This window comes from Salinispora pacifica CNR114, assembly GCF_000514775.1.
Taxonomy (GTDB): Bacteria; Actinomycetota; Actinomycetes; order Mycobacteriales; family Micromonosporaceae; genus Micromonospora; species Micromonospora pacifica.
Window position 1 is genome coordinate 14,693 of the sequence record NZ_AZWO01000044.1, and the last position, 21,818, is coordinate 36,510.

General features: G+C 69.1%; 22 protein-coding genes, 1 tRNA gene and 2 pseudogenes. 10 read left to right on the forward strand and 15 right to left on the reverse strand.

Annotation, left to right across the window (positions count from 1 at the left end):
* Positions 1-65 precede the first annotated feature (65 nt).
* A complete protein-coding gene (locus B118_RS0121665; RefSeq protein WP_018812935.1) occupies positions 66-1,277 on the reverse strand; it encodes an acyltransferase family protein in 1,212 nt (403 codons plus the stop codon).
* A gap of 114 nt (positions 1,278-1,391) precedes the next feature.
* Here B118_RS0121665 and pgfA point away from each other — a divergent pair, with 114 nt between their 5' ends.
* A complete protein-coding gene (pgfA, locus tag B118_RS0121670; RefSeq protein ID WP_018221694.1) occupies positions 1,392-2,444 on the forward strand; it encodes a cell envelope lipid trafficking protein PgfA in 1,053 nt (350 codons plus the stop codon).
* A gap of 74 nt (positions 2,445-2,518) precedes the next feature.
* On the opposite strand, the gene B118_RS0121675 is transcribed toward pgfA, so the two are convergent.
* The gene (locus B118_RS0121675) at positions 2,519-4,189 is read right to left on the reverse strand and encodes a DUF885 domain-containing protein (protein WP_018828931.1); all 1,671 of its coding nucleotides are present in this window, start codon (positions 4,187-4,189) and stop codon (positions 2,519-2,521) included.
* A 164-nt stretch (positions 4,190-4,353) separates the two neighbouring features.
* Between B118_RS0121675 and B118_RS0121680 the strand changes: the two genes are divergently transcribed.
* The gene (locus B118_RS0121680) at positions 4,354-5,337 is read left to right on the forward strand and encodes a DMT family transporter (protein WP_018812933.1); all 984 of its coding nucleotides are present in this window, start codon (positions 4,354-4,356) and stop codon (positions 5,335-5,337) included.
* 33 nt (positions 5,338-5,370) lie between these two features.
* On the opposite strand, the gene B118_RS0121685 is transcribed toward B118_RS0121680, so the two are convergent.
* Both B118_RS0121685 and B118_RS0121690 read right to left on the reverse strand, forming a co-directional pair.
* Entirely contained in the window at positions 5,371-6,441 is a 1,071-nt protein-coding gene (locus B118_RS0121685) for a PHP domain-containing protein (protein WP_018221691.1), read from the reverse strand.
* A gap of 31 nt (positions 6,442-6,472) precedes the next feature.
* Entirely contained in the window at positions 6,473-7,216 is a 744-nt protein-coding gene (locus tag B118_RS0121690) for a M23 family metallopeptidase (protein WP_028193433.1), read from the reverse strand.
* Between the two features lie 56 nt (positions 7,217-7,272).
* Here B118_RS0121690 and B118_RS0121695 point away from each other — a divergent pair, with 56 nt between their 5' ends.
* From B118_RS0121695 to B118_RS0121705, 3 genes are all read left to right on the forward strand, one after another.
* Positions 7,273-7,635, forward strand: a complete 363-nt coding sequence (locus tag B118_RS0121695) for a hypothetical protein (RefSeq protein WP_018818908.1) — start codon at positions 7,273-7,275, stop codon at positions 7,633-7,635.
* A gap of 291 nt (positions 7,636-7,926) precedes the next feature.
* Positions 7,927-8,451, forward strand: a complete 525-nt coding sequence (locus B118_RS0121700) for a tRNA adenosine deaminase-associated protein (RefSeq protein ID WP_018221688.1) — start codon at positions 7,927-7,929, stop codon at positions 8,449-8,451.
* A 172-nt stretch (positions 8,452-8,623) separates the two neighbouring features.
* Entirely contained in the window at positions 8,624-9,088 is a 465-nt protein-coding gene (locus B118_RS0121705) for a nucleoside deaminase (protein ID WP_018221687.1), read from the forward strand.
* A gap of 129 nt (positions 9,089-9,217) precedes the next feature.
* Here the strand turns inward: B118_RS0121705 and deoD are convergent, their stop codons facing one another.
* On the reverse strand, positions 9,218-9,925 hold the full coding sequence (gene deoD, locus B118_RS0121710; RefSeq protein ID WP_018221686.1) for a purine-nucleoside phosphorylase: 708 nt from the start codon (positions 9,923-9,925) through the stop codon (positions 9,218-9,220).
* A gap of 77 nt (positions 9,926-10,002) precedes the next feature.
* On the opposite strand from deoD, the gene B118_RS0121715 reads away from it, so the two are divergent.
* Positions 10,003-10,092, forward strand: a tRNA-Ser gene (locus B118_RS0121715).
* An 88-nt stretch (positions 10,093-10,180) separates the two neighbouring features.
* On the opposite strand, the gene B118_RS0121720 is transcribed toward B118_RS0121715, so the two are convergent.
* On the reverse strand, positions 10,181-11,197 hold the full coding sequence (locus tag B118_RS0121720; protein ID WP_028189047.1) for a methyltransferase: 1,017 nt from the start codon (positions 11,195-11,197) through the stop codon (positions 10,181-10,183).
* A gap of 136 nt (positions 11,198-11,333) precedes the next feature.
* Between B118_RS0121720 and B118_RS0121725 the strand changes: the two genes are divergently transcribed.
* Positions 11,334-11,714 carry a YccF domain-containing protein gene (locus B118_RS0121725; protein WP_026185525.1) on the forward strand — a complete coding sequence of 127 codons (381 nt, stop codon included), beginning with the start codon at positions 11,334-11,336 and terminating at the stop codon, positions 11,712-11,714.
* Here the strand turns inward: B118_RS0121725 and B118_RS0121730 are convergent.
* The 7 genes from B118_RS0121730 to sigJ all read right to left on the reverse strand — a co-directional run bounded on the left by B118_RS0121730 (position 11,698) and on the right by sigJ (position 18,376).
* Entirely contained in the window at positions 11,698-12,333 is a 636-nt protein-coding gene (locus B118_RS0121730) for a hypothetical protein (protein WP_018221683.1), read from the reverse strand. The genes B118_RS0121725 and B118_RS0121730 overlap by 17 nt on opposite strands.
* 97 nt (positions 12,334-12,430) lie before the next feature.
* Positions 12,431-13,648, reverse strand: coding sequence for an MFS transporter (locus tag B118_RS0121735; protein ID WP_028193434.1), 1,218 nt, complete (start codon positions 13,646-13,648; stop codon positions 12,431-12,433).
* Positions 13,649-13,696: 48 nt separating this feature from the next.
* Entirely contained in the window at positions 13,697-14,623 is a 927-nt protein-coding gene (locus B118_RS0121740) for an aminoglycoside phosphotransferase family protein (protein WP_028193435.1), read from the reverse strand.
* Between the two features lie 56 nt (positions 14,624-14,679).
* The gene (locus B118_RS0121745; protein WP_028193436.1) at positions 14,680-15,981 is read right to left on the reverse strand and encodes a hypothetical protein; all 1,302 of its coding nucleotides are present in this window, start codon (positions 15,979-15,981) and stop codon (positions 14,680-14,682) included.
* A 313-nt stretch (positions 15,982-16,294) separates the two neighbouring features.
* Complete coding sequence (locus B118_RS0121750; protein ID WP_028193437.1) at positions 16,295-17,005, reverse strand: class I SAM-dependent methyltransferase; 711 nt, start codon at positions 17,003-17,005, stop codon at positions 16,295-16,297.
* A 42-nt stretch (positions 17,006-17,047) separates the two neighbouring features.
* Positions 17,048-17,398 carry a DoxX family protein gene (locus B118_RS0121755; protein WP_028193438.1) on the reverse strand — a complete coding sequence of 117 codons (351 nt, stop codon included), beginning with the start codon at positions 17,396-17,398 and terminating at the stop codon, positions 17,048-17,050.
* Between the two features lie 90 nt (positions 17,399-17,488).
* On the reverse strand, positions 17,489-18,376 hold the full coding sequence (sigJ, locus tag B118_RS0121760) for an RNA polymerase sigma factor SigJ (RefSeq protein WP_028193439.1): 888 nt from the start codon (positions 18,374-18,376) through the stop codon (positions 17,489-17,491).
* Between the two features lie 190 nt (positions 18,377-18,566).
* Here sigJ and B118_RS0121765 point away from each other — a divergent pair, with 190 nt between their 5' ends.
* Complete coding sequence (locus B118_RS0121765; RefSeq protein ID WP_028189042.1) at positions 18,567-19,487, forward strand: endonuclease/exonuclease/phosphatase family protein; 921 nt, start codon at positions 18,567-18,569, stop codon at positions 19,485-19,487.
* Positions 19,488-19,599: 112 nt separating this feature from the next.
* On the opposite strand, the pseudogene B118_RS33175 reads toward B118_RS0121765, so the two are convergent.
* Positions 19,600-19,748: pseudogene (locus tag B118_RS33175) on the reverse strand (helix-turn-helix domain-containing protein); the annotation flags it as partial.
* Positions 19,749-19,757: 9 nt separating this feature from the next.
* Here B118_RS33175 and B118_RS28870 point away from each other — a divergent pair.
* Together B118_RS28870 and B118_RS0121775 are read left to right on the forward strand one after the other, a co-directional pair.
* Positions 19,758-20,111, forward strand: a pseudogene (locus B118_RS28870) (peptidoglycan-binding domain-containing protein); the annotation flags it as partial.
* 18 nt (positions 20,112-20,129) lie between these two features.
* Positions 20,130-20,396 carry a hypothetical protein gene (locus tag B118_RS0121775; protein ID WP_027645939.1) on the forward strand — a complete coding sequence of 89 codons (267 nt, stop codon included), beginning with the start codon at positions 20,130-20,132 and terminating at the stop codon, positions 20,394-20,396.
* Positions 20,397-20,581: 185 nt separating this feature from the next.
* Here the strand turns inward: B118_RS0121775 and B118_RS32215 are convergent.
* Positions 20,582-21,818 (reverse strand): hypothetical protein (locus B118_RS32215; RefSeq protein WP_028193440.1); only part of this gene is annotated, 1,237 nt, incomplete at its 5' end.

Below are 21,818 nucleotides of genomic sequence, written 5' to 3' on the forward strand. Positions count from 1 at the left end.
CTAGTAATTTAGCGTCACACTAAAGCTCGGGAGCCGGCTAGGCAATGCCTAGGTGAATATCTGAGTCAATGTGGCGAATTGACCGTCGGCACTCTCTGCTCGGGTTGGGGGGCGGTCGGTCGAGGGCGGCGGCGGTCACCGAGCGCCTGGGCCGGGCGTTCGACGCCGTAGTAGCTCGCCGCGGCCAACACCAACCCACCCGCCATCGTCAGGCTGAAGGTCTCGAGGAATCCCCCGGTGAACAGTGGACGGTCTGCCACGAGGTAGATCGTTTCGATCACCAGCGGATGCCAGAGGAACAGCCCGTACGAGACGAGGCCGAGCCAGCGGACGGCGGCGCTGCCGAAGGCCTTGTGCACCCGGGTCATCCGCTCGCCGAACGCCACCGGAATCATGATCAGGGCGCTGACCGCGAGATAGAGGGTGAGCTTCACGGCGAACTCCGCGACGGTCGGCTCGGCGAGGTCCAGCGGGCCGGCGATGGGTGTCGTCGCGATCGCCAGCAGGCCCGCGGCCGCGGCCCAGCAGGCGACCGGCGCCGCGGCGAGGTCGTCGAGGATGCGCAGAGCGGCCGGGCCCGTCCCGCTCCGGAGGGCCACATGTGCCACCGCCAGGACCATGCCGCCGCAGAACCAGGCCGCGTACGAGGGTAGCCACATGGTCTGGATCGCGGTGTCAACGATGCCAAGCCCCATCAGGGTGAGCCACCCGGCCGTCAGCAGGGCGCCCCCGGCGGCGAGCGCCAGGGTGCGGACCGGGCGCCAGGCCCGGCCCACGGCCAGCACCGCGACCAGCGGCAGGACCAGGTAGAACACGACCTCGGTGGCGAGGCTCCAGGTCTGGCTGAGGCCAGCGCGGAGCTGATTGGGCTGATAGATCTGAGTGAAGGTCAGGTGGCGGAGCCAGTCACCAGCCGAGGCTGGCTGGTTCTGCGGCAGAACGATCAGGCAGACCAGCACCGTCAGCCAGTAGGCCGGCAGGATTCGCAGGGCGCGGCGCCAGAAGTACCGGCGAACCCCGGGCCGGGGGAGCCCGGCGGCGATGCCCGATGCCCAGGGCCGGAAGAGCAGGAATCCGGAGAGGACGAAGAAGATGGCGACACCGACGTCCATCCGCGCCAACCAGGTGCCCCACTGGCTGTTCAGGCTCACGCCCGTGTGGAACCCGACGTGGTGGGCGACGACGGCCACCGAGCCGATCGCGCGGAGCGCATCCAGGGCGGGCAGGCGGCCGGTGATCGAAGGATGGGACCGGTTCGGGGTGACGGTTGCCGACATCTGGACATCCAGGGGGTTCGCTTTAATGTTGACTGGGGAGTAACCTCCCGCCATGTTATGGATCGATTGCCCTGGGCAACAGGCCGTAGGGCGGCAGGCGTTTCAGGAGGAAGAGTGAAGCTTCGGGTTAGTGCCGCGCTCTTCGGGCTCGGCGTCTTGTTACTGGTCTTCGCGGTCGGGCTGCCGCTGTACGTCGCTCCCGCCATCAGCCGGCTCCCCTACGACCTCAAGCCAACGACGTTGGTCGCAGAAGCAACCAATGCGCGGTTCTTGCAGATCACCGCCGACAATGAATCGCTCACCGTCGAAGTTCCACGAGCCACCCTGCAGTCCACGATCGAGGTACTTCCCCAGCCTGGCGAGACCCGGGATCGCCTGCCCGAGCAGCTCAAGGGCGACGCGGTGATCTGGGATGTCTACCAGACCGTCGTACGGAGTGACACGCAGGCTCCGATCACCATGTACAGCACGCAGCTCGCCCTCTATCGCGTCTCCGGTACCGCCGCTCCCTGGGATGACCAGTGGCTCAAGCAGGACGACAGCGAGGGGACCCCGCAGGGCAACGTCGAGTACTCGGGGCTGACCTACAAGTTCCCGTTCGGTGCGGAGAAGAAGGACTACCCGGTCTTCGACCGTGACCTCAGGGAGGCGATCGCGGCGACCTTCGTCGGCACCGAGACCGTCGAAGGTATCGAGGTCTACCGCTACGAGCAGCGGATCGAGAACCGGGTGCTGGACACCCCGGAGGAGAGCCTGCAGGTGCTGCTGAGCACCTTCGCCCCCGGTTCCACCACCGGCGAGATCGTCTACAACAACACCCGGACGTACTGGGTTGATCCGGTTACCGGTGCGTACGTTGACGTGCGGGAGCAACAGCGAAAGGAACTGCGTACGGACGCTGGCTCCACCACCGTCCTGCTCGATGCTGACTTCAACTACACGGACGACACCGTCAACAACAGCGTAGAGACGGTTAAATCGAACCGTCTCAAGATCGGCCTGGCCCGGCTCTGGGGACCGATCGCCGCGGGTGTTCTCGGCCTGATCGCCCTCGCTGTCGGCCTCCGGCTGTTCCTGCGAACCGGGGGTGCCGGCGGTCGACACTCGACCGCCGCGTCGGCGGCTGGCGGCCCGGCAGCCACCAAGGTGGAGCAAGATCCGAGCTAGTCGCCGGGGGTTGACCCGGGGGGCAGGGGTGACGCGCACGTCCGCCCCTTGCCCCCGGGCCCTTGCCTCCGCGCTCAGATCCGGGCGAGCGCCCGACGTAGCGGGTCCAGGCCGAGTGAGCCCAGGTCGAGCGCCTGCCGGTGGAACTCCCGGAGGTCGAACTCAGCCCCCTTGCGGGCCTCGGCGTCGGCCCGAGCCTGCAGCCAGATTCGCTCACCTACCTTGTAGGACGGTGCCTGCCCGGGCCAGCCCAGGTAGCGGTTCAGCTCGAAGCGCAGGACCTCATCCGGCACCCGGCAGTGTGCCCGCATGAACTCCCAGCCCAACTCCGGCGTCCAGCGTTCACCCGGGTGAAAGCCGAACGGGTTGTCGGCCGGGATCTCCAACTCCAGGTGCATGCCGATGTCGACGATCACCCGGGCGGCGCGGAGCGCCTGGCCGTCGAGCATGCCCAGCCGTTCGCCCGGGTCCCCGAGGTAGCCCAGCTCGTCCATCAGCCGTTCGGCGTAGAGCGCCCACCCCTCGCCGTGCCCGGAAACCCAGCAGAGCAGCCGCTGCCAGCGGTTGAGGGTCTCTGCCTGGAGCACCGTCTGGGCAACCTGAAGATGGTGGCCCGGCACGCCCTCATGGTAGACGGTGGTGACCTCGCGCCAGGTGGAGAAGTCGTCGATGCCCTGTGGCACCGCCCACCACATCCGGCCGGGACGGGAGAAGTCCTCACTCGGGCCGGTGTAGTAGATCGCGCCGTCACTCGTCGGTGCCAGGCAACACTCGATCTGGTGGACCTGTTCCGGGATGTCGAAGTGAGTGCCGTGCAGCTCACTGACCGCCTTGTCGGCGAGGTTCTGCATCCAGTCCCGGAACGCCTCCTTGCCCCGGATGGTCCGCGCCGGGTCCGCGTCCAGCGTGGCTACCGCCTCGTCGACGGTGGCGCCGGGGCCGACGATCCGCGCGGCGACCGCTCGCATCTCCGTCTCCAGCCGGGCCAGCTCCGCAAACCCCCAGGCGTACGTCTCGTCCAGGTCCACCCGGGCACCGAGAAAGTACTGCGAGGCCAGCTCGTAGTGCTCTCGGCCGGCGGCCTGCTTCGCCCTGCCCCGCGGGGCCAGTTCGGTCCGGAGGAAGCGGCCGAACTCGGCGGTCGCCGCGGTGGCGGTCGTGGCACCCCGACGCAGTTCGGCACCGAGTGCGCCCCCCGCGCCCAGCCGTTCGACCAGCCCGTGGAAGAAGTTGTCCCCGTCCGGTGCCACCCAGGTGTCACACTGTTTGGCTACCTCGAGCAGCTGGGCTCGCGCGCTGGAATGGCCGGCCGCAGCCGCCTCGCGCAGCGTGGTCTGGTACTGCCCGAGGGCTCCGGCGAAGTGGTTGAGCCGCGCGGCGATGTTGGCCTGTGCCTCCTCGCCCTCGGTCGGCATCAGGTCAAACACGGAGCGGAGCTCGTGCAGTCCGCTGGTGATGACGTTGACTCCCCGGCCGACCTCTCCCGCCGCGTAGCGGGCGAGTTCCAGGCTGAGCCGCTCCTGCATGGCCTCCTTCGCGGTCTGCTCCGGCAGCGACTGAGGTTCCACGCCGTCGAGGTCGGCGAGGGCTCGGCGGGTCAGGTCGGCGCGGGCGGCGTAGCCGTCCGGCGAGAGGTCGTCGAGGCGGTCGTCGTGGCCGGTGATGCCGACGTAGGTGGCGCCGGTCGGACTCAGCGCGGCCCACTCGCCCACGTACCGGTTCGCAATATCGTCGATTCGTCCCACGAGCTCGACCCTACGTGATCGTGCAGGCGGGGCGCGCCCGTGAGTGCGCTGGATTCGGGGTCGCTCCCAAGACCTGCGGTCACCGCCCGGCAGGCTTTGTGACGGCCAACACGGCGTCCGAAAATCACCAGACTTTCCTGCCCACGGCCGGCAGAGTGTCAGGGGTGACAGTCGAGTCCGCCCCTGACCGGGCTGTGCTGCGGAGCTGGCTGCCCGGGTACCTCGCGTTGGCCGCGATCTGGGGTTCCAGCTTCCTGTTCATCAAGATCGGGGTACGGGAGCTGCACCCGGTGCACCTGACCCTCTACCGGGTCGGCGCCGGCGCGGCAACGCTGCTGATCCTGCTCGCGGTGCTGCGCGACCGGCTGCCGCGCGAGCCGCGGGTCTGGGCCCATCTGGTCGTCACCGGGGGAATCGGCGTGGCGCTGCCGTTCACCCTGTTCGGCTACGGCGGGGAGCGGGTCGAGTCCATGCTCTCCGGGATCTGGAACGCCACCACACCGCTGGTCGTGCTTCCCATGGCGGTGCTGGTCTTCCGCACCGAACGGCTGACCGCCGCCCGGGCGGTCGGGCTCGGGCTGGGCTTCGTCGGCGTACTGGTGGTGCTCGGGGTGTGGCAGGGGGCTGGTGGTGCGCACTTCGTCGGCCAGCTGATGTGCTTCGGCGCCGCGGCCTGCTACGGGATGGCCATCCCGTACCAGAAGAAGTTCGTCGCGGGCCGCTCCTACTCCGGGCTGGCCCTGTCGGCGGCGCAGCTGTTGATGGCGCTGGCGCTGCTCACCGTCGTCACCCCGTTCGTGGCGGGTGCCCCGCCGCTGCCGACCGCCCTCTCCGGCTCGGTCCTGGCCAGCATGGTCGCGCTCGGCGCACTCGGTACCGGGCTGGCCTTCCTGATTCACTTCCGCAACATCCGGGTCGCCGGCGCGAGTACCGCGGCGACGGTGACCTACGTGATCCCGGTCTTCGCGGTGCTGGTCGGTGCGCTGGTGCTCGACGAGCGGCTGACCTGGCACCAACCGGTCGGTGCGGTGGTGGTCCTGCTCGGTGTCGCCGTCACCCAGGGGCTGATCGGTCCCCGCCGCCGACCACGCACCGCCGCGCAGCCGGCTGCCGCAGCCGGAACTTCGGCCGCGGCAGCCGGAACCTAGTCCTCGGCGGCGGGAGCATCGGCCCGCCATCGGTCAGGAGCGGCTTGCGGCCCACGCCACCAGCCGCTGCGCCGGCCAGGTGTTGACCACCCGGTCGGCGGGGACGCCACAGCGGGCGGCGCGTTCGCAGCCGAACCGTTGCCAGTCGAGCTGACCTGGGGCATGCGCGTCGGTGTTGATCGCGAACCGGCAGCCAGCCTCCAGTGCCCGCCGAATCAGCCGTTTCGGCGGGTCCTGCCGCTCCGGCCGGGAGTTGATCTCAACCACGACGCCCCGCTCCGCGCAGGCCGCGAAGACGGCGTCCGCGTCGAAGTCGCTCTCCCCCCGGGCGCGCCGCCGGTGCCCCCGGTCGCCCGGCCCGGTCACGCCCGCCGGCCGAGTGGAGACCATCCGGCCGGTGCAGTGCCCGAGGATGTCCAGGTGCGGGTTCGCGACCGCGGTGAGCATTCGACGAGTCATCCGCCCCCGCTCGTCGGAGAGGTTGCTGTGCACCGAGCCCACCACCACGTCGAGTTGGGCGAGCAGCTCCTCGTCCTGGTCCAGCGTGCCATCGGCGAGGATGTCCACCTCAATGCCGGTAAGGATCCGGAACCCCGGCGGCAACGCCTCGTTCAGCTGCGCCACCTGCTCCAGTTGGCGGCGTAGCCGGTCGGCGGTCAGCCCGCGCGCCACCTTCAGCCGAGGCGAGTGGTCGGTGAGCACCAGGTACTCATGGCCCAGCTCGACCGCGGCCAACGCCATCTCCTCGATTGGGGAGCCGCCGTCGGACCAGTCCGAATGGGTGTGACAGTCGCCGCGTAAGGCCGTCCGTAACGCTGCCGCCTCAGCGTCCAGGTCGGTGCCCTCGGTCGCCGCCAGCCGACGCAGGTAGACCGGCTCCTCGCCCGCCAGTGACTCGGCCACGCAGCGGGCGGTGACCGCGCCCACCCCGGACAGGTCGGTGAGCTTGCCGGCCCGGGCCAACTCGGCGACCTCCGCGGTCGGCAGGGCGGCCACGGCCTTCGCCGCCGACCGGAACGCGCGCACCCGATAGGTGGCTTCGTTGGCCCGTTCCAGCAGGAAAGCTATCCGGCGTAGGTCAGCGATGGGATCCCGGGCGGTCATTCCTGCAACCTAACGGCTGCGGCCAGGACACTCACGGCTCCTTCGGGCAACCGTGTCGGCGCTGCCAGTCCGTCACCTCCACAGCGGGCGACCGGTTCACCCCACGTCGCCACGCGTCCAGGTAGGGCGCCGGCCACACCACCCCCCGCCGGATCCACCAGCCGTCCTTTCCTAGACACGGCGGCGAGATGCCGAAGTGCAGATGACACACGTTGTTCGCGTTGCCGGTTCGGCCGACGGTGCCGAGCTGCTGCCCGGCGACGACGCGTACGCCCGGATCGAGGCCCGCCGCGACCTCGGTCAGGTGTGAGCCGTAGTAGCGCACCCCGTCATCGCCCAGTACCGCCACCGACAGGCCGCCATTGAACGGACCGCGGAGGCCGCCCGGGTCGAAGCGGTCCACTCGGCTCACCTCCAGCACCGAACCGTCCGTCACCGCCACCACCGGCGCACCGCAGTCGGCGAAGATGTCCGTGGCGGGATACACCGAGTGGGTCGGATGATAGGAGGCGTCACCGGCCCGTACCGGGAAGACGTGCCGGACCTCGGCGGGCCGCGTCTGCGGTGGGGACGCCGCCGCCTTCGGCGAAGCCGCTGTCGCCGTCGGAGTCGAGCTGGCCGCGGGGGTGGTGGGGGTTGGGGCAATGGTGCCCGGGCGACTGGCCGTGCCGGTGTCCACCCCGGGGCGGGTCGTCGCGCAGCTCGCGGTGAGCACCGCGGCGAGCAGAAGCAGCAGGGGATACGCCGGGCGGCGTCCGGTCAACGGCGCAGGCATCCGGCCATCCTGACAGACCAGTACGGTGGGAGGGAAAAACTGGGGAGGAGGCGACCGTGACCGACCCGTACGACGGGGGCCGCCCGCGAAGCCCGTCGGGGCTCTTCCCCGCTGGGCCGCCAGCGCGACCCACCTACCGTGAACCCCATCCAGTCCACGGTGCCGCGGTAGTCCTCGGTGGCGTCGTCGCCACGACCTGGCTGCTGCTCTTTGGGCTGCTCGGCACCAGCGTGCGGGGATTCGCCTGGTGGACGGTGTTCGCTGGTGGCGTCGCCTGGCTGGCGGCTCTGCTGTTGGTGCGGCACGGCGATCGGGGAGTTGCCACCGGTGTCGCGATCGTCGTCGGTGGCGGGTGGAGCATCGCGGCGGCGGTCGTTGCGAGCCGCTGGATGGTCAGTGGAGACTGGCCCCTCTGGTAGGTGGGTTCGGCCACCTAGGGCGGCCCGGTCCACCCTTCCCCCCGGCTGCTTCGATCAGTGCGGCGGCGTCGATTGGCCACCTGTCGGGGCGTTGGCCGGTCGTCCGGCGACCCCACCGGCTAACGTGCACGCGTAAGACCGTCCGGGCATCGCTGGGCGAGCGGCAGGTGGGGCTGATGGCCTGGTCACGCCGTAACCGGCGGTGGTCGGTGGCCAGGCCGGCCACCGACTACGCGCAGCCGCGGACGGTCCGAGGATTTCGGGCTACGCCGAGGAAATTTGGGGGGAACCGTGTCGTACTTTGCTGCGGCCGTGGTGCGGGACGAGAGCGGCTGGACCGCCGCCGAGGTGAACCTCCGCGGTGCCGTTGACGTGGACGGGATTGCCGACCGGTTGCGCGACGTTGACCCCGGCGCCGACCTGTCGCTGCTCTTCGTCGAGGCCGAGGATGAGTACCTGGTGATCCTGCGGCTCGACGAGGGTGAGGACCTGCGGGTCTTCGGTTCGGACTCGGCGTACGCCGAGGAGACCCAGCTGGGCGCGCTGCTGGTCGGGGATCTCAAGGCGTCGGTGCCGGCGTTGGACGAGATCGAGGAACCCCGTGCCGCCGCCGGTGACCCGGAGAGCGAACAGCCCGCCGCGGACCCGGAGGCGGACCCGGTCGGGGACGCGGACCTCCTCGCCGACCTGGGGGTGTCCGGGACGAAGCTGATCGCGCTCTGCGGGCATGAGGGGCTGCTGCCGGCGGATGTCACCACCGAGGCGTGCACGGTGTTGGGCTGCGCCGACGAGGTTGAGGAACTGCGTGAGGTGTGAGCCCGTCGCCGTGGGCGAGATCGGGAGCGTGGGCGGGGCCGGGACCGGGACCGGGAGCGTGAGCGGGTCCGGGAGTGGGAGCGTGGGCGGGTCCGGGAGTGGGAGCACAGGTGAGCGTGAGCGCGAGGCCGGCCTGGGCGGTGCCGGCCGCCGGCAGCGCCACGAAGAGTGGATGCGCCGGGCGTTGGAAGTCGCGGTCGCCGGGGCGGCGACCACGGTCACTGCCGCGGACGGGATTCCGGCCCCCGCCGCCGCTGACGACATTCCGGTCGGTGCCGTGCTCCTCGGCCCGGACGGGGCCGAGCTGGCCACCGCCCGCAACGAGCGGGAGCTGACCGGGGACCCGACCGCGCACGCCGAGGTGCTGGCGCTACGCCGGGCAGCTGGTCGGCTCGGCCGCTGGCGGCTCGACGGGTGCACCCTGGTGGTAACCCTGGAGCCGTGCACGATGTGTGCCGGGGCGCTGGTGCTGGCCCGGGTTTCCACGGTGGTGTTCGGAGCGTGGGAGCCGAAGACCGGCGCGGCCGGCTCGCTCTGGGACGTGCTGCGCGACCGCCGACTGAACCACCGCCCCGAGGTCTACGGCGGTGTCCTGGAAACGGAGACGGCGGCGGTCCTGCGCGCCTTCTTCCGGTAGGGCCGACGGCCCGAGACGACCGACGGCCGCCACCTTCGCGGCAGGTCCGGCGGCCGCCGGTGCTCGCGGCAGCGTCCCGACCCGGCGCCGACGGTTGGTGCCGCCACCGGGTCGGGACGAGCCCGTGGATCAGGCGATGATGGTGTCCAGGGCGATCTCCACCATCTGGCTGAACGTCTGCTCCCGCTCCTGTGAGGTGGTCTTCTCCCCGGTGCGGATGTGATCGCTGACCGTCAGGATGGTGAGCGCGCGGGCCTTGAACCGGGCGGCGATGGTGTAAAGCGCTGCCGATTCCATCTCGACCGCCAGCACGCCGTATTCGGCGAGCGAGTCGTAGAGGTCCGGCCGGTCGGTGTAGAAGGCGTCCCCCGCCAGGACCGGCCCGACCCGCATGGTGACGCCGCGCCGCTCGGCCACCTCCACCGAGGTACGTAGTAGCCCGAAGTCGGCGACCGGGGCGTAGTCGACCAGCCCGTCGAAACGTACGCGGTTCATGTTCGAGTCGGTGGCGGAACCGATCGCCGCCACCACGTCACGGAGTTGGAGGTCCTCGGCGAGGGCACCACAGGAGCCGACCCGGATCAGCGACCGGACGCCGTACTCGTTGATCAGCTCATGCGCGTAGATCGAGGCGGACGGCATGCCCATGCCGGAACCCTGGATCGACACGTCGACCCCGTTCCAGCGGCCGGTGAAGCCGAGCATCCCGCGGACGGTCGAGTAGCACTGCGCGCCCTCAAGGTAGGTCTCCGCGATCCACTTGGCCCGCAGCGGGTCACCTGGCATCAGGACCCGCTCGGCGATCTCTCCCGGCTTCGCGCCGATGTGCGTACTCATGGCAGGGATTCTGCCAGCCCACCCCCGGCCTCGTACCGGTTGGGCCTTCCCTCGGGCGGTCCTGTAGCCTACTCGGCGGTGGTGTGTCCGAGTGGCCTAAGGAGCACGCCTCGAAAGCGTGTGAGGGTTTACGCCCTCCGCGGGTTCAAATCCCGCCACCACCGCCAGTGACAGGTGAAGCGCCCGGTCGGTCCGGAAAGACCAGCCGGGCGTTTCGCTATCCCAGGATCGTCTCAGTTGTGGTCGTCGTCTGGGTCAGGGCCGGCGGGCCACCACCGCGCCGTTCGCGCCGGGCGCGTCGAAAGCCACGACCCGGGCGTCCACGAAGCCGGCGTCGCCGAGCCAGGTGACGTACTCGGCACCGGAGTAGTTCTTGCCGCCCTCGGTTTCGACGAGCATGTTCATCCCCATCAGGGCGGCCTCCGGTGGGCCGGTGCGTTCGTCGTTGAGGAGCAGTTCGGAGATGACGATCGCGCCACCGGAGGGGAGCGCGGCGTGGCACCGGGCCAGTAGCGCCCGGTTGGTCGCTTCGTCCCAGTCGTGCAGGATCATGCTGAGCAGGATCACGTCGTGCCCGTCCGGCAGGGCCGGGTCGGCGAGGAAGTCGCCGGCGACCGCGCCGACTCGACCGGTCAGGCCCGCCTCGGCGATCCGCTCCTCGGCCCGGACGCAGACGTGCGGTAGGTCCAGGATCGTGGCCTGGAGCTGTGGCAGTCGCTGGCAGAGCTCGATCGGGAAGGCCCCGGCACCGCCACCGACGTCGAGCAGCCGGCGGTGGGCGCCGAAGTCGTACGCGTCGGCCAGCGCGCGGGCGGTGAAGCGGGAGGTGGAGAACATGGCGTCCCAGAACTCGGCCACCATTGCCGGATCAGTGGTGTCGAACATGGACCCTTGTTGTTGCGGATCCCAGGTCAGTGGGCGGTTACCGCGCAGCGCCTCGCCGATGCGGTGCCAGGGCAGGTAGGTGCGCAGGTCGGAGTAGCGGACCTGGGCACCGAAGTAGTACGGCCGCCCTTCCACCAGGAACTGCTCGGCCAGCTCGGAGTTGCGGTAGCCGGTGCCGGCTTTCTCCAGCAGCCCCAGGGATGCGCTGGCGGCCAGCAACAGGTCGGCCGGGCGTTCGTCCATCCCGAACTCGGCGGCGGCTTCGGTCACGGTGATGGTCCGTCCGCCGGCCAGGCGGGTGAACAGTCCGAACTCGACACCGACGGCGAGGGTCTTGAAGCCCCAGACGCCGGCTACGAGTTGCATCAGGGGAGTAGGGGTGATCATTAGGAGATAAGAACACGAAGCGGTTCGCGGCCGTGGGTCGGCACCGGAGTCGACGATGGCGAACATGTCGGTGTCGAGTCGTCGCGCGGCGGTGCGCGAGGTCGGCGAGGTGGCGGAGGTGCGTCACGCTAGTAGCATGATGCGCTTCGTCCTGAACGTGCTGTGGCTCATCTTCGGCGGCGGAATCGTGCTGGCCTTCGGCTACCTCGTCGCCGCGTTGATCTGCTTCGTCCTCGTCATCACCATCCCGTTCGGGGTCGCCTCGCTGCGGCTGGCTTCGTACTCGCTGTGGCCCTTCGGCCGCACCCTGGTCACCAAGCCGGGGGCCGGCATCGCCTCCGGGCTGGCGAACGTGCTCTGGGTGCTGTTGGCCGGCTGGTGGCTCGCGCTGTCGCACCTGATCGCCGGGGTGTCGCTCTGTGTCACGATCATCGGCATTCCGTTCGGCATCGCCAACTTCAAGCTCGTACCGGCGGCATTCTGGCCGCTCGGCCAGGAGGTCATCGAGGTCCGCTGAACCGAAGCCCGCCTGGCTCGCCGGACCGAAACCCGCCTGGCTCGGGGCGCTGGCTGGCCTCGGCTTCGCGCCGTTCCCACTCCTCCACCAACTCGTCCCAGTAGTCGGCCCCCAACCCCCGCCGCCCGTGCGCCAGCCAGCCGGCGGTGTTCCGCTCCACGTGCAGCCCAAGCTCGGCGAAGAGGTCAACCCACGGCCCCGGCTCCACCCCCACCTCGACCAGCGCGGCGTTGATCGGCCACCGCCCCCGCGGTCCGTCGAACGCCGAGTCGAAGCGCGGTCCCCAGATTCGTTGCCCACCGAGCCACACCGCCGCCGCCTGGTGGCCGACGCCACCGGCGAACTCCGCCTCGACGTACGCCACCGGCCCCTGCCGCGACCAGTCGGCCAGCGTCTCGGTCAGCGCGGTGGAGAGAACTAGCGTGAATGGGCGCTCCGGGGTGGGCTCCTCGACGGCGTAGTCGAGTGGCGCCCCGGTCAGCTCCTCGACCAGTTGTGAGGTCACCGGCAGTAGGGCGAACTCCTGCCGCAGGTTGCCGAGGACCGCGTGATCCAGCCCCCGGGTCTCCCCGTGCAGCAACCCGACGTCCGCGATGATCGCGCTGAGCTGGTAACTCATTTGTCCACAGGCTGTGGATGAAACATGTGTACGAAAATCCCGGTCAGCTTCGCCTCCGCTGGTTGCCCAGTGCGCTGCACGCCCCCAGTATCCCTGCTCAGCTGGGGGCGGGCCGGGACACGACCCACCAGGCGGCGGTCGCCATGACCGCGACCAGGCCGCTGAAGATGAAGGGTGCTTCGATCCCGATCGTTGCCGTGAGTACACCGCCGAGCAGTGCGCCCGCGGCGGCGGCGCTGAAGCTCAGGGTGCGGCCGGCCGCGATCGTACGGCCGAGTAGTTCCCGTGGCACCAGTCGTTGTCGTAGCGACACGACCGTGACGTTGAGCACCGCGAACGAACCGCTCGTGACCACGATGACGAGGATCGCCGCCCACAACTGGGTGGTCACGGCGAGTATCGCCGGGATGCCGGCGGTGATCGCCAGTGAGCAGGTGAGAATCATGCGGTGCCGGCGGCCCGCGACGAGTCGGTCAACGATGACCGAGCCGAGCAGGCCGCCGAGGGCGCCGGCGGCGAGCAGGATTCCGAAACCGGTCGCGCCGATGCCGAGGGGGCCCTCCGCGTACAGCACCAGGATCGCGAACCAGGCGCTGTCGGCGGCGGCGACCGCGGCGGTGACCAATGCGAGGGTTCGTAGCACCCGCTGGCCTGCCAGCCAGCGCAGACCCGCCATCACACCGGGGCTGGCCTGCTTCGGCGCGTCCTGCGGTGGCCGGGCGGCGATGCTGATCGGCAGAGTCAGCAGGAGCATGACGGCCAGGGCGAGGGACGCCCCGTTCGCGGCGAAGGGTAGCGTGGCGCCGGCCACGAAGAGCGCGGCGCCGACCGGCGGGCCGACGAACTCGTTGCCGACGATCTCGCCGGCGACCAGCCTTCCGTTGGCGCGCTCAAGTAGCCGTTCGGGTACCAGGCCGGGAAGTGCCGTCTGCGCGGCCGTGTCGCGTACCGTCTCTCCGACCCCGAGCAGGAAGCTGGCCAGCAGGACCAGCGGCAGCGACGCCCAGTCCATCGCCACGGCTACCACCAGGACGCCCAGGACGACCACCCGGGCGGTGTCCGCCTGGGCGAGTAGCGCGCGAGGGCGGCGGCGGTCGGCCAGCGACCCGGCGAGGAGGCCGGTCACCAGCCACGGTAGGGACTGGGCCGCGGTTACCGCGGCCACCGCGATCGGGTTGGCGGTCAGCGACGCGGCGAGTAGGGGGAAGGCGGCCAGTCGGATGCCGTCACCGACGTTGGCGAGGGTGCTGGCGCTCCAGAACGTCCAGAAGGGCCGGCCCAACGGAACGGAATTGGTGACCATGACGGGCATCATCGCACCATCAGCGCCTCCGTTGGGGGCGCTGGATTGGCTCCGCAGCCCTCATCCTGGCCGTGATGCGCACACCGCGGCGGTGAGGCGGCGGAGGGCGGCGTGCGCCGGTGGGCCCCAGGAGGGCTTGCCGCCGGGGCGGCCGTGGACGCCGTTGTCGCCGATGATGAGGCAACCGAGGGCGCGTGCTGCCGCCCATCCGCGGGCGCGGCGCAGGGTGGCGGGGTCGGGGGTCGGCTCGTACGCCGCGTGGAGGTGGTCGATGCCCTCGGGCAGCAGCAGCCACCCGGCGGCGAGGTCATAGGCGGGATCGCCGGTGCACAGGTCACCGAAGTCGATCACTCCGCAGAGGGTGCCGTCGGCGGTGAGCACGTTTGCCGGGTGTAGGTCGGCGTGTAGCCAGAGCGGTGGGCCGGTCCAGGGCGGAGCGGCAACCGCGTCCTGCCAGATGGCGCGAAGTGCGTCCGGCTCGTCGATCAGCCCACGTTCGGTGGCGGCGGCGAGCGCCTCGGCGAACTGCTCGGATTGGTCCACCAGCGGCCCACCCCGGTCCCGGCCGGCAGGTGCCCCGCTGGGGGCGGGTTGGTGCAGCGCCGTCAGGAAGGTCGCTAGCGACCTGGCTGCGTCGAGGGGGCGTGTGACCGGGGCCTGGTCGGCGGGGGCGCCCGGAATCCAGGTGGTGATGAGCCAGGACCGGGGAAACCGTTCGGAGGGTACGCCGAGTCGTTGCGGGACGGGGACCGGCAACGGTAGGTGTGGGGCCAGAGTGGGTACCCAGGCGTGTTCCTTGGGTAGCAGCACGTCCGCGAACGCCGTGGCCCACGGAAGCCGGACGGTCAGGTCGTCACCGAGCCGCCACAGTTGGTTGTCCCATCCCCGCGCACCGAGCCGGATGGGGCGTTCGGCGAGGTCGGGGTGCTGGTCGCGGACCAACTCCCGGACCAACTCCGCGGTGATCTCATGATCGACGTGGGTCATGCGGAGCAATGTATCCGTTGCCGGGCCCTCCGAGGGGGCCCGGCCTATTCGGCCTGCTAACCGGCGCAGCCGGGAACCTCGACGCAGTTGTTCGGTCGATTCTTGACCACGACGGTGCCGGTCGTGGTGTTCAGGTTCACCGTGCCGCCCACCTCGTTGTAGATGCCGCCACCGTCGGCGCCGGCGATATTTTTGGCGACCGTGGTGGTGTAGAGGGTCACGGTTCCGATGTCCTCGTTGTAGATGCCACCACCCTGGCTGCCGGCCTGGTTGCCGAAGACCTTCGTGTTTCGTAGCACCAGATCGGAGGTGTTGTAGATGCCGCCGCCCTCGACGCTGGTGTTGTTGTTCTTGATAACACTGTCCTCAACGACGACGGATGCGCCGTCGTCCACCCCCAGGCCGCCGGCGATTACGGTCTGGGACACGTTGTCGGCGATGGTGACCGAACGGAGCGTTACCTCTGTGCGGAGGCCCGCGAGGATGCCGCCGACCACCATGGTGGAGCTGTTGCCCAGAACGCTGCTTTCCGTGACCGTGGCGGTGCCGCTTTCGACAAAGAGACCGCCGGTGGATTCCTGGGCGCGATTTTTGGCGATGCTGCTGTGTTCGATCAGAACAGTTCCCGTGCTGGTGGCCCCGGCTCCCACCAGGGCGGTGTTGGCGTGGATGCCGGATTTACTGATATTGAGTAGGCCGGAATTTATGATGCCTCCGCCGGAAGAGCCAGCGGTATTGCGGCTGACCTTGGAGGATCGGAGGTGGGTGGTGCCGTTGTTGGCGATGCCGCCACCCGCGTCGCTGGCGATGTTGCGGGTGATGGTGCTGTGATTAGCAGTCAACGCTCCCCCCGCGTCCACCGATATGCCAGCGCCGTCAGTGCCAGCGCCGGTGGTCTGGCCGCCGGTGATCGTCAGCTGGTTGAGGGTGAGGTCACCGCCGGTGTTGACGTTGAGGATGCGGAACTGGTCAACCGCAGCGGCGCGTTCGATGGTGGTGCTCTTACTCCCGTTGAGGGTGATCGGGCTGGTGATGGCGGGTAGGCCGGCGCCGTCGATGTTCGCGGTCAGCAGGTAGGTGCAGTTTCGGGCGAGGTCGAGCACACCCCCACCGCGGGCGTTGGCCAAGGTGATCGCAGCGATCAGGGCATCCGCGTCGCAGGGGACCGGTACGCCCGGTGACCTCCCGCTTTTCTTTCCCGGGTCGTCCCTGCTCTGGTCGTTGGGTTTGCCGCCGTCGAGTTGGCCGCGGTGCTCGTCGGTGGCGGGCCGGTCGGCGACGGCGGGGCGGGTGCGTCCGACCGCAGCGGCGGCCGGGGTGGCGGCGACGCCGACGGTGGTGAGGGCCAGGCCCGTCACTCCGACAGCCCACCACCGGGACCGCCCCCGGCGTCCACCAGATCGAGCCGGGTCGGGCTGGTGGGTGTGCTCCTGATGGCTCATCGCAGTCTCGGTGTCCTTCCCCGTCATGGACGAGAAGCCACCAAACCCCGGGGCTGGCCGGGTGACGCTCCTCGGCTACCAGGCCGGTGGTAGCAGCCACCTCCGAGTTAAACCCGGCGCAGACCCCATAAGGACATGAATGCGAAAAATATGCCCAAACCGCTCAAAAGTGTCTTGTGGGGTAAGGCGTCGCCGTGCGTCCCAGCGGGCGGTAACGCCGGCTGGGACGCTACCGCCCCGGGGCTGGCAGCGCCCGGATCGCGAGGAACCCGATCGGCTCCCGCAACAGCCGTTCGTAGCGGTCTCGATCGATCAGCGCCGCCTCGGCGGTCGGCCGTGGCTCCAACAGCCGCTCGATCAGAAAGCCCGCCTCATGTAGCTCTTCGCAGGTCCGTTCCAGGGGGGCCAGCCAATAGCGCACCTGCCAGCCCCGGCTCCAGGTCTCTTCGATAACGCGCACGTCGAAGTAGCTGCCACCGTGCCGAAGCCAGTCACCGGTGGGGTGTAGCCGGGACAGCACGAGCGCGCCGTCCGGCCGCAACACCCGCCGCAACTCCCGCAGCGTCGAGGTCCGGTCATCGACATACTCCAGCCCGAGCGCGAACAAGACCAGGTCAACCGAGGCATCCGGCAGCCAGTGCAGCCGGTCAGCAAGACCATGTACGTGGAAGACGCCGGCGGGGACGCGCTCTCGACACAACTGGACCATGCGCGGACTCTGGTCCAACCCGATCACCCGGGCACCCCGGGCGGCCAACTCCTCGGCGTAGAGCCCGGGACCACAGGCCGCATCCAGCACCGTGCGCCCAGCGACCGCACCGAGCAGCCGCAGACAGGTCGGCCGGTCGTAGTGAGCGTTGTAGAGGCCCTCGCGGGCGTGCTCCAAGAACTCGTCGGCGAACGCGTCGTACTGCGGTCCCGGTCCCACGGCGTCGGTCATGTAGCCAGTTCTACGCGCAGCGGCGCCAGCTATCCATGGGTTTCACCGGTGATAGGCGAGGCTGACGGTGAGCGCGGCGAGAGCGACCACGAAGAAGAGCGCCCAGGCGCCGAGCCGGAAATTGCCGGCCCGCACGTGTGCGCCCAGCGCACCGAGGAAGTACAGGACCAGACCGGCCGCCGCGAGGGTGCCCAGGACCGGCACGACGAGCCCGGCCAGCAGGCCGAGCGCACCAGCGCCGAGGAGCACCCCCAGGGGCCGTACCCACGACCGGGGAACCCGGTTGCGGTCCGCCTCCCTCTTCGGATACTCGTGCCCGATCAGGTTGGCGACGGCGGCCGAACCGGTGAGGGCCGAGGCGAGCAGGGTCACGACAAGATACGTTGCGAACATCGTTGCCTCCGGTGCGGGACAGGGACGTTGGTCAGTCGTTCCCGGACGAGACGGTGACCCGAGTTGTGACGCGGCCACGAGTGAGCTGGGTCACCCGGTTGTCCCGGTCAGCTTCTGCGGGCTACTGACCACGTGGATGGTCTGGACCAGGCCCCTCACCAGGTGCAGGGTCATCACGAGCACGGTCTCTCCGTCGCAGCGGACCACCACACCGGGGCCACCGTTGACGGGTAGCACCCCGACCGTCGACCCGACCGGCTGCTGCCGGGAGAGCACGACGATGGCGCGGGCCACGCGGTCCGAACCGTGAATCGGCCTGCGCGGCGCGCCCGTGAGGCCGCCGCCGTCGCTGACCATCGTCACGTCCGGGGCCAGCACGACGATCAGCGCGGCGATGTCACCACCGGAACATGCGGCCAGGAAGCGCTCGGTCACCTGCTGCCGGGTCGCCGGGTCGCTGTCATAGCGGCGGTGGCGGTTCTCCACCGCCTTCCGGGCCCGGTGCGCAAGCTGGCGTACCGCCGGCTCGCCGCGTCCCAGAAACCGCGCGATCTCGACGTACGGGTAGCCGAAGGCCTCCCTCAACACAAACACCGCACGTTCCAGTGGGGACAGCGCCTCCAGAACGAGCAGTAGTGCGGTGGAGACGGAATCGGCGAGGGTCACGTCGTCGGCGATGTCCGGTCGAGTGAGGACGGGTTCCGGCAGCCACGGGCCGACGTACGCCTCCCGTCGTACCCGGGCGCTACGTAGTTCGTCGATCGCCAGCCGGATGGTCACCCGAACCAGGAACGCTTCGGGGTCCACGACGGTGGCCGGATCGACCCGACTCCACCGCAGCCAGGTCTCCTGCACCACGTCCTCGGCTTCCTTGGCGCTGCCGAGCGTTCGGTACGCGACCGCGTACAACAGGCCACGGTGCTTCACGAAGGACGACTCGTGCGGGGCCCCTGCCACTTCCTCAGCCACCCGACCAATGATCCGGATGTTGGCCCGAACCTCGCCAGCGCGGTCTCCTCGTCGGCGGAGGGCCGCATTCCTCCCGACCGGCGGTGGGACGGGGCCCTCCTCACGGCTTCGGGCCGGTAGCATTCCGCCGTGACCGGCGAGCGAGCGCCCAGCGTCGCGACCGGGCAGGCACCGCCATAAGTTGATCTATCATATTCTAATGATGTGCCCGAACATGCAGAAACTTTGCGGCGCAGTTTTCAGCGCATTCCTCGCGCTCACCATGCTGCTATCGTCGGCACCCGCGCTGGCAGCCGCGCCAGCTGGCACCAATCTTCAGCTCCTGTCGTGGAACATCTGCGGTTCCCAGCGGGCGACCTGGGGGTGTAGCAGCTTCGGGACCTGGGAGAACAAGCTCGCCGTGATCCAGGAGCAAATCCAGGACAACTACGTGCAGGCCATGCTGCTCCAGGAGATTTGTGAGGATGATCTCGCGAGCCTAATGACCACGCTCGGCTCGGGCTGGACCCGCAGTTTCGCTCCCTATCAGTGGGCCAGCAAGGGCGTGCCGACCGACAATCGGTGCGGCGAGGACAACAGCTCACGTGCAGACCGCATCGGTACCGCCATCGTCATCAAGGCGGGCTCGTCGAACGCCGAGATCATCGCGACAACTCAACCGTGGGACGGCCAGCAGCGTCCATTCCACTGCGCGACCGCCATCTATTTCAACAACATCCGACTCTGCAACGTTCACCTGTCTCCGCGAGGCAGCGACACCCGGGACGCCACCTGGGAGTACTCCGACGACCAGCTCGGCGAGATCAAAAAGGTTGTTGACGACTACGGCAACGTAGCCTTCGGCGGCGACTTCAACCTTCTCCCGCCGGACCACGTCTATCCAATAGACGACGAGAACGACCCGGACCGTGGCTGGGTCTGGGACGCCAAGGGTGGCAACCCATATCCAAAGTATCGCGAGTGCGACCAGACGAGCCAGACAGGTGGCAGCCGCCCAACAACCAAATATGGAAGCAAGATCGATTACGTGTTCAGCAGTCGGCCGTGGCGCTGGTGCGCGGTCACCACCACCGCCTTTTCCGACCACTATCCGCTCGTCTACAGCATGGAGATCGCCTAAGCGATGCGGGCAACAGAAGATCCCCAAGTCCTGATGAGCCGCAACCGGCAGTCCTGGGCAACGGCCCGTCGACCTGCTGGCGTTCGTTCAGGTCACGCCGCCAGCGGCGGATGGTGGCGTCGGCTGGTTTCACCGCATGCTTCCGGTGCGCTAACGCGAGCGTGTTGCCGGTGAGTGCCTGTTGTCTGTGTCTCGGGCGGCAGCGAGGCTGGTGCGATACAGCCTGTTGGCATCAGAGTGTCGACCGGCGTCGAACGCCGCTCATCCGGCAAGCCGACACCGGTGCGGCCGGCACCCGGGCCCGCGGTGCCGTTCCCCCTGCCGGACGGCTGCTACTTCGGCCCGCGCTCCGGGGGCGACAGCTCGGTGTCCGGCTACTACCGCAGGAGATTCAGGGGTAAGGCGGACCGGCAGTGGCTAGCGATGTGGACCGAGCAGCTCAGCCGCCGGGGCGGGCCTGCGGGCGAGGAAGAGCGGTATCTGCGTAAGAGCGGCCACGACGGCCGGTACGGCTCAGAGCGCCGAGAGCTGATCAAGGCATTCCAGGCCGACCAGGGCCTCACCCGGGATGGGCTGTTGGGCCCTGAGACGTGGGACGCCGCCTACCGCAACCCAATCCGATAGCCCGCGGGGAGATTCACAGTGCGCGTCACCGGAGCACCACCAGGCGGGACCTCGCCGCTGGTCGTGGAGATCGGCTTGAAGGAGAACTACGACCAGCTGGTCGCGCTGAACACGAACTTCCAGATCGTGGCTGGCGACGTGAAGGACCTTGCTCGGCAGGGCGAGGACCATGAAGCACGCCTACGCGCCCTGGAGCGCGCCCGGTGGCCGCTGCCCTCACCGGCCGCGCTGGTCTCCATCATCGCCCTGGTGGTGTCGGTCGTCGGCTACAACGCCCCCGACTGAGACGCCGGTCCTCTCCAGCCGCTCGCGTACCTCGGCCGCGTGCTACTGGGCAACGGCCATGTCAGCGCCGGCCGCCTGGAGCAGCTCCACAACCGCATCCCCCGATCCAAACCAGGAAGGGCCCCGCCCCCTGCCGCCCGTAGACGGTAGGGGGCGGGGCCCCTCGTGGTGCCCGAACGACGGGGTCAGTCCGGGCAGCCGGTGACATTGACGCAGTTGTTCGGCCGGTTCTTTGCCACGACGGTGCCGGTAGCGGTGTTCAGCTCGACCGTGCCGCCCACCTCGTTGAAGATGCCACCACCGTCGGTAATGGCGATGTTCTTGACCACCTTCGTGTCGGAAAGAGTGAGCGTGCCGGTGGCCGGGTTGAAGATGCCACCACCCTGGTCTCCGGCCTGGTTGCCGGTGGCCGTGGTCCGCCGCACGGTGAGGACACCCTGGTTGAAGACCCCGCCACCGTCAGTGCCGGCGCTGTTGTCCTTGATGCGACTGTCCTCGACGACAACCGTTCCCACCGGTCCGACAATCAGCCCGCCTGCTGTCAAAGTTGTTGCCGTATTGTTCGCGAGGGTAACGCGCTTCAGAGTGAGCTGTCCGCCACCTGCGACAGCGCCCACCTCACTGGCGGTGTTCCTCGTGATGCGAGTATCAATTATCTCTCCAATCGCCCCGAAGCCGACGAGGATGGCTCCGCTACTCTGCCTTGCGGTGTTACCGGTAAGCGTGCTTCCCCCGATTCGGATCGAGCTACCGCTGAGATTTGCTATACCCCCAAAATCGACGGCTGCGTTGGCGTCGACGTGAGACTCGCTGATGGTGAGTTGGCCAGTGTTGCGGACGCCTCCACTGTTGTTTCCAGCGGTGTTCCGGCTGATGGTGGAGTGTTTTATGGCGGTGATTCCGTTGTTGGAAATGCCGCCGCCGTTGATGTTGGCGATATTACGGGTGATGGTGCTGTGTTTGGCGGTCAGTGCTCCACCGGTGTTGACCAGGATTCCCCCGCCGCTGCCGGTGGACTGTCCGCCGGTGATTGTCAGGTGGTTGAGGGTGAGGTCTCCGCCGGCGTCGACGGTGAGGATTCTGAACTCGTCGGCGGCAGCGGCGCGTGTGATGGTGGTGTGTTTGCCGCCGTTGAGAGTGATCGGGGTAGTGATCGCGGGCAAGCCCGCACCGTCGTCGATGTCGCCCATGAGTGTGTAGGTGCAGTCCTCGGCGAGGTCGAGGACAGCACCNCCGCGGGCGTTGGCGAGGGTGATCGCCGCGATCAGCGCATCGGCGCCACACCGAACTGGTGTGGCCTTGCCNTTGTCCTTCTCACCCTTGCCCTCGTGATCCTTGTTGTCGGTGGAGGCGCGGATAGGTCTTCCCAGCCGGTCATCGGCGGCGGTGACAGCGCGTTCGACGGCGCCGATAGCCGGCGCG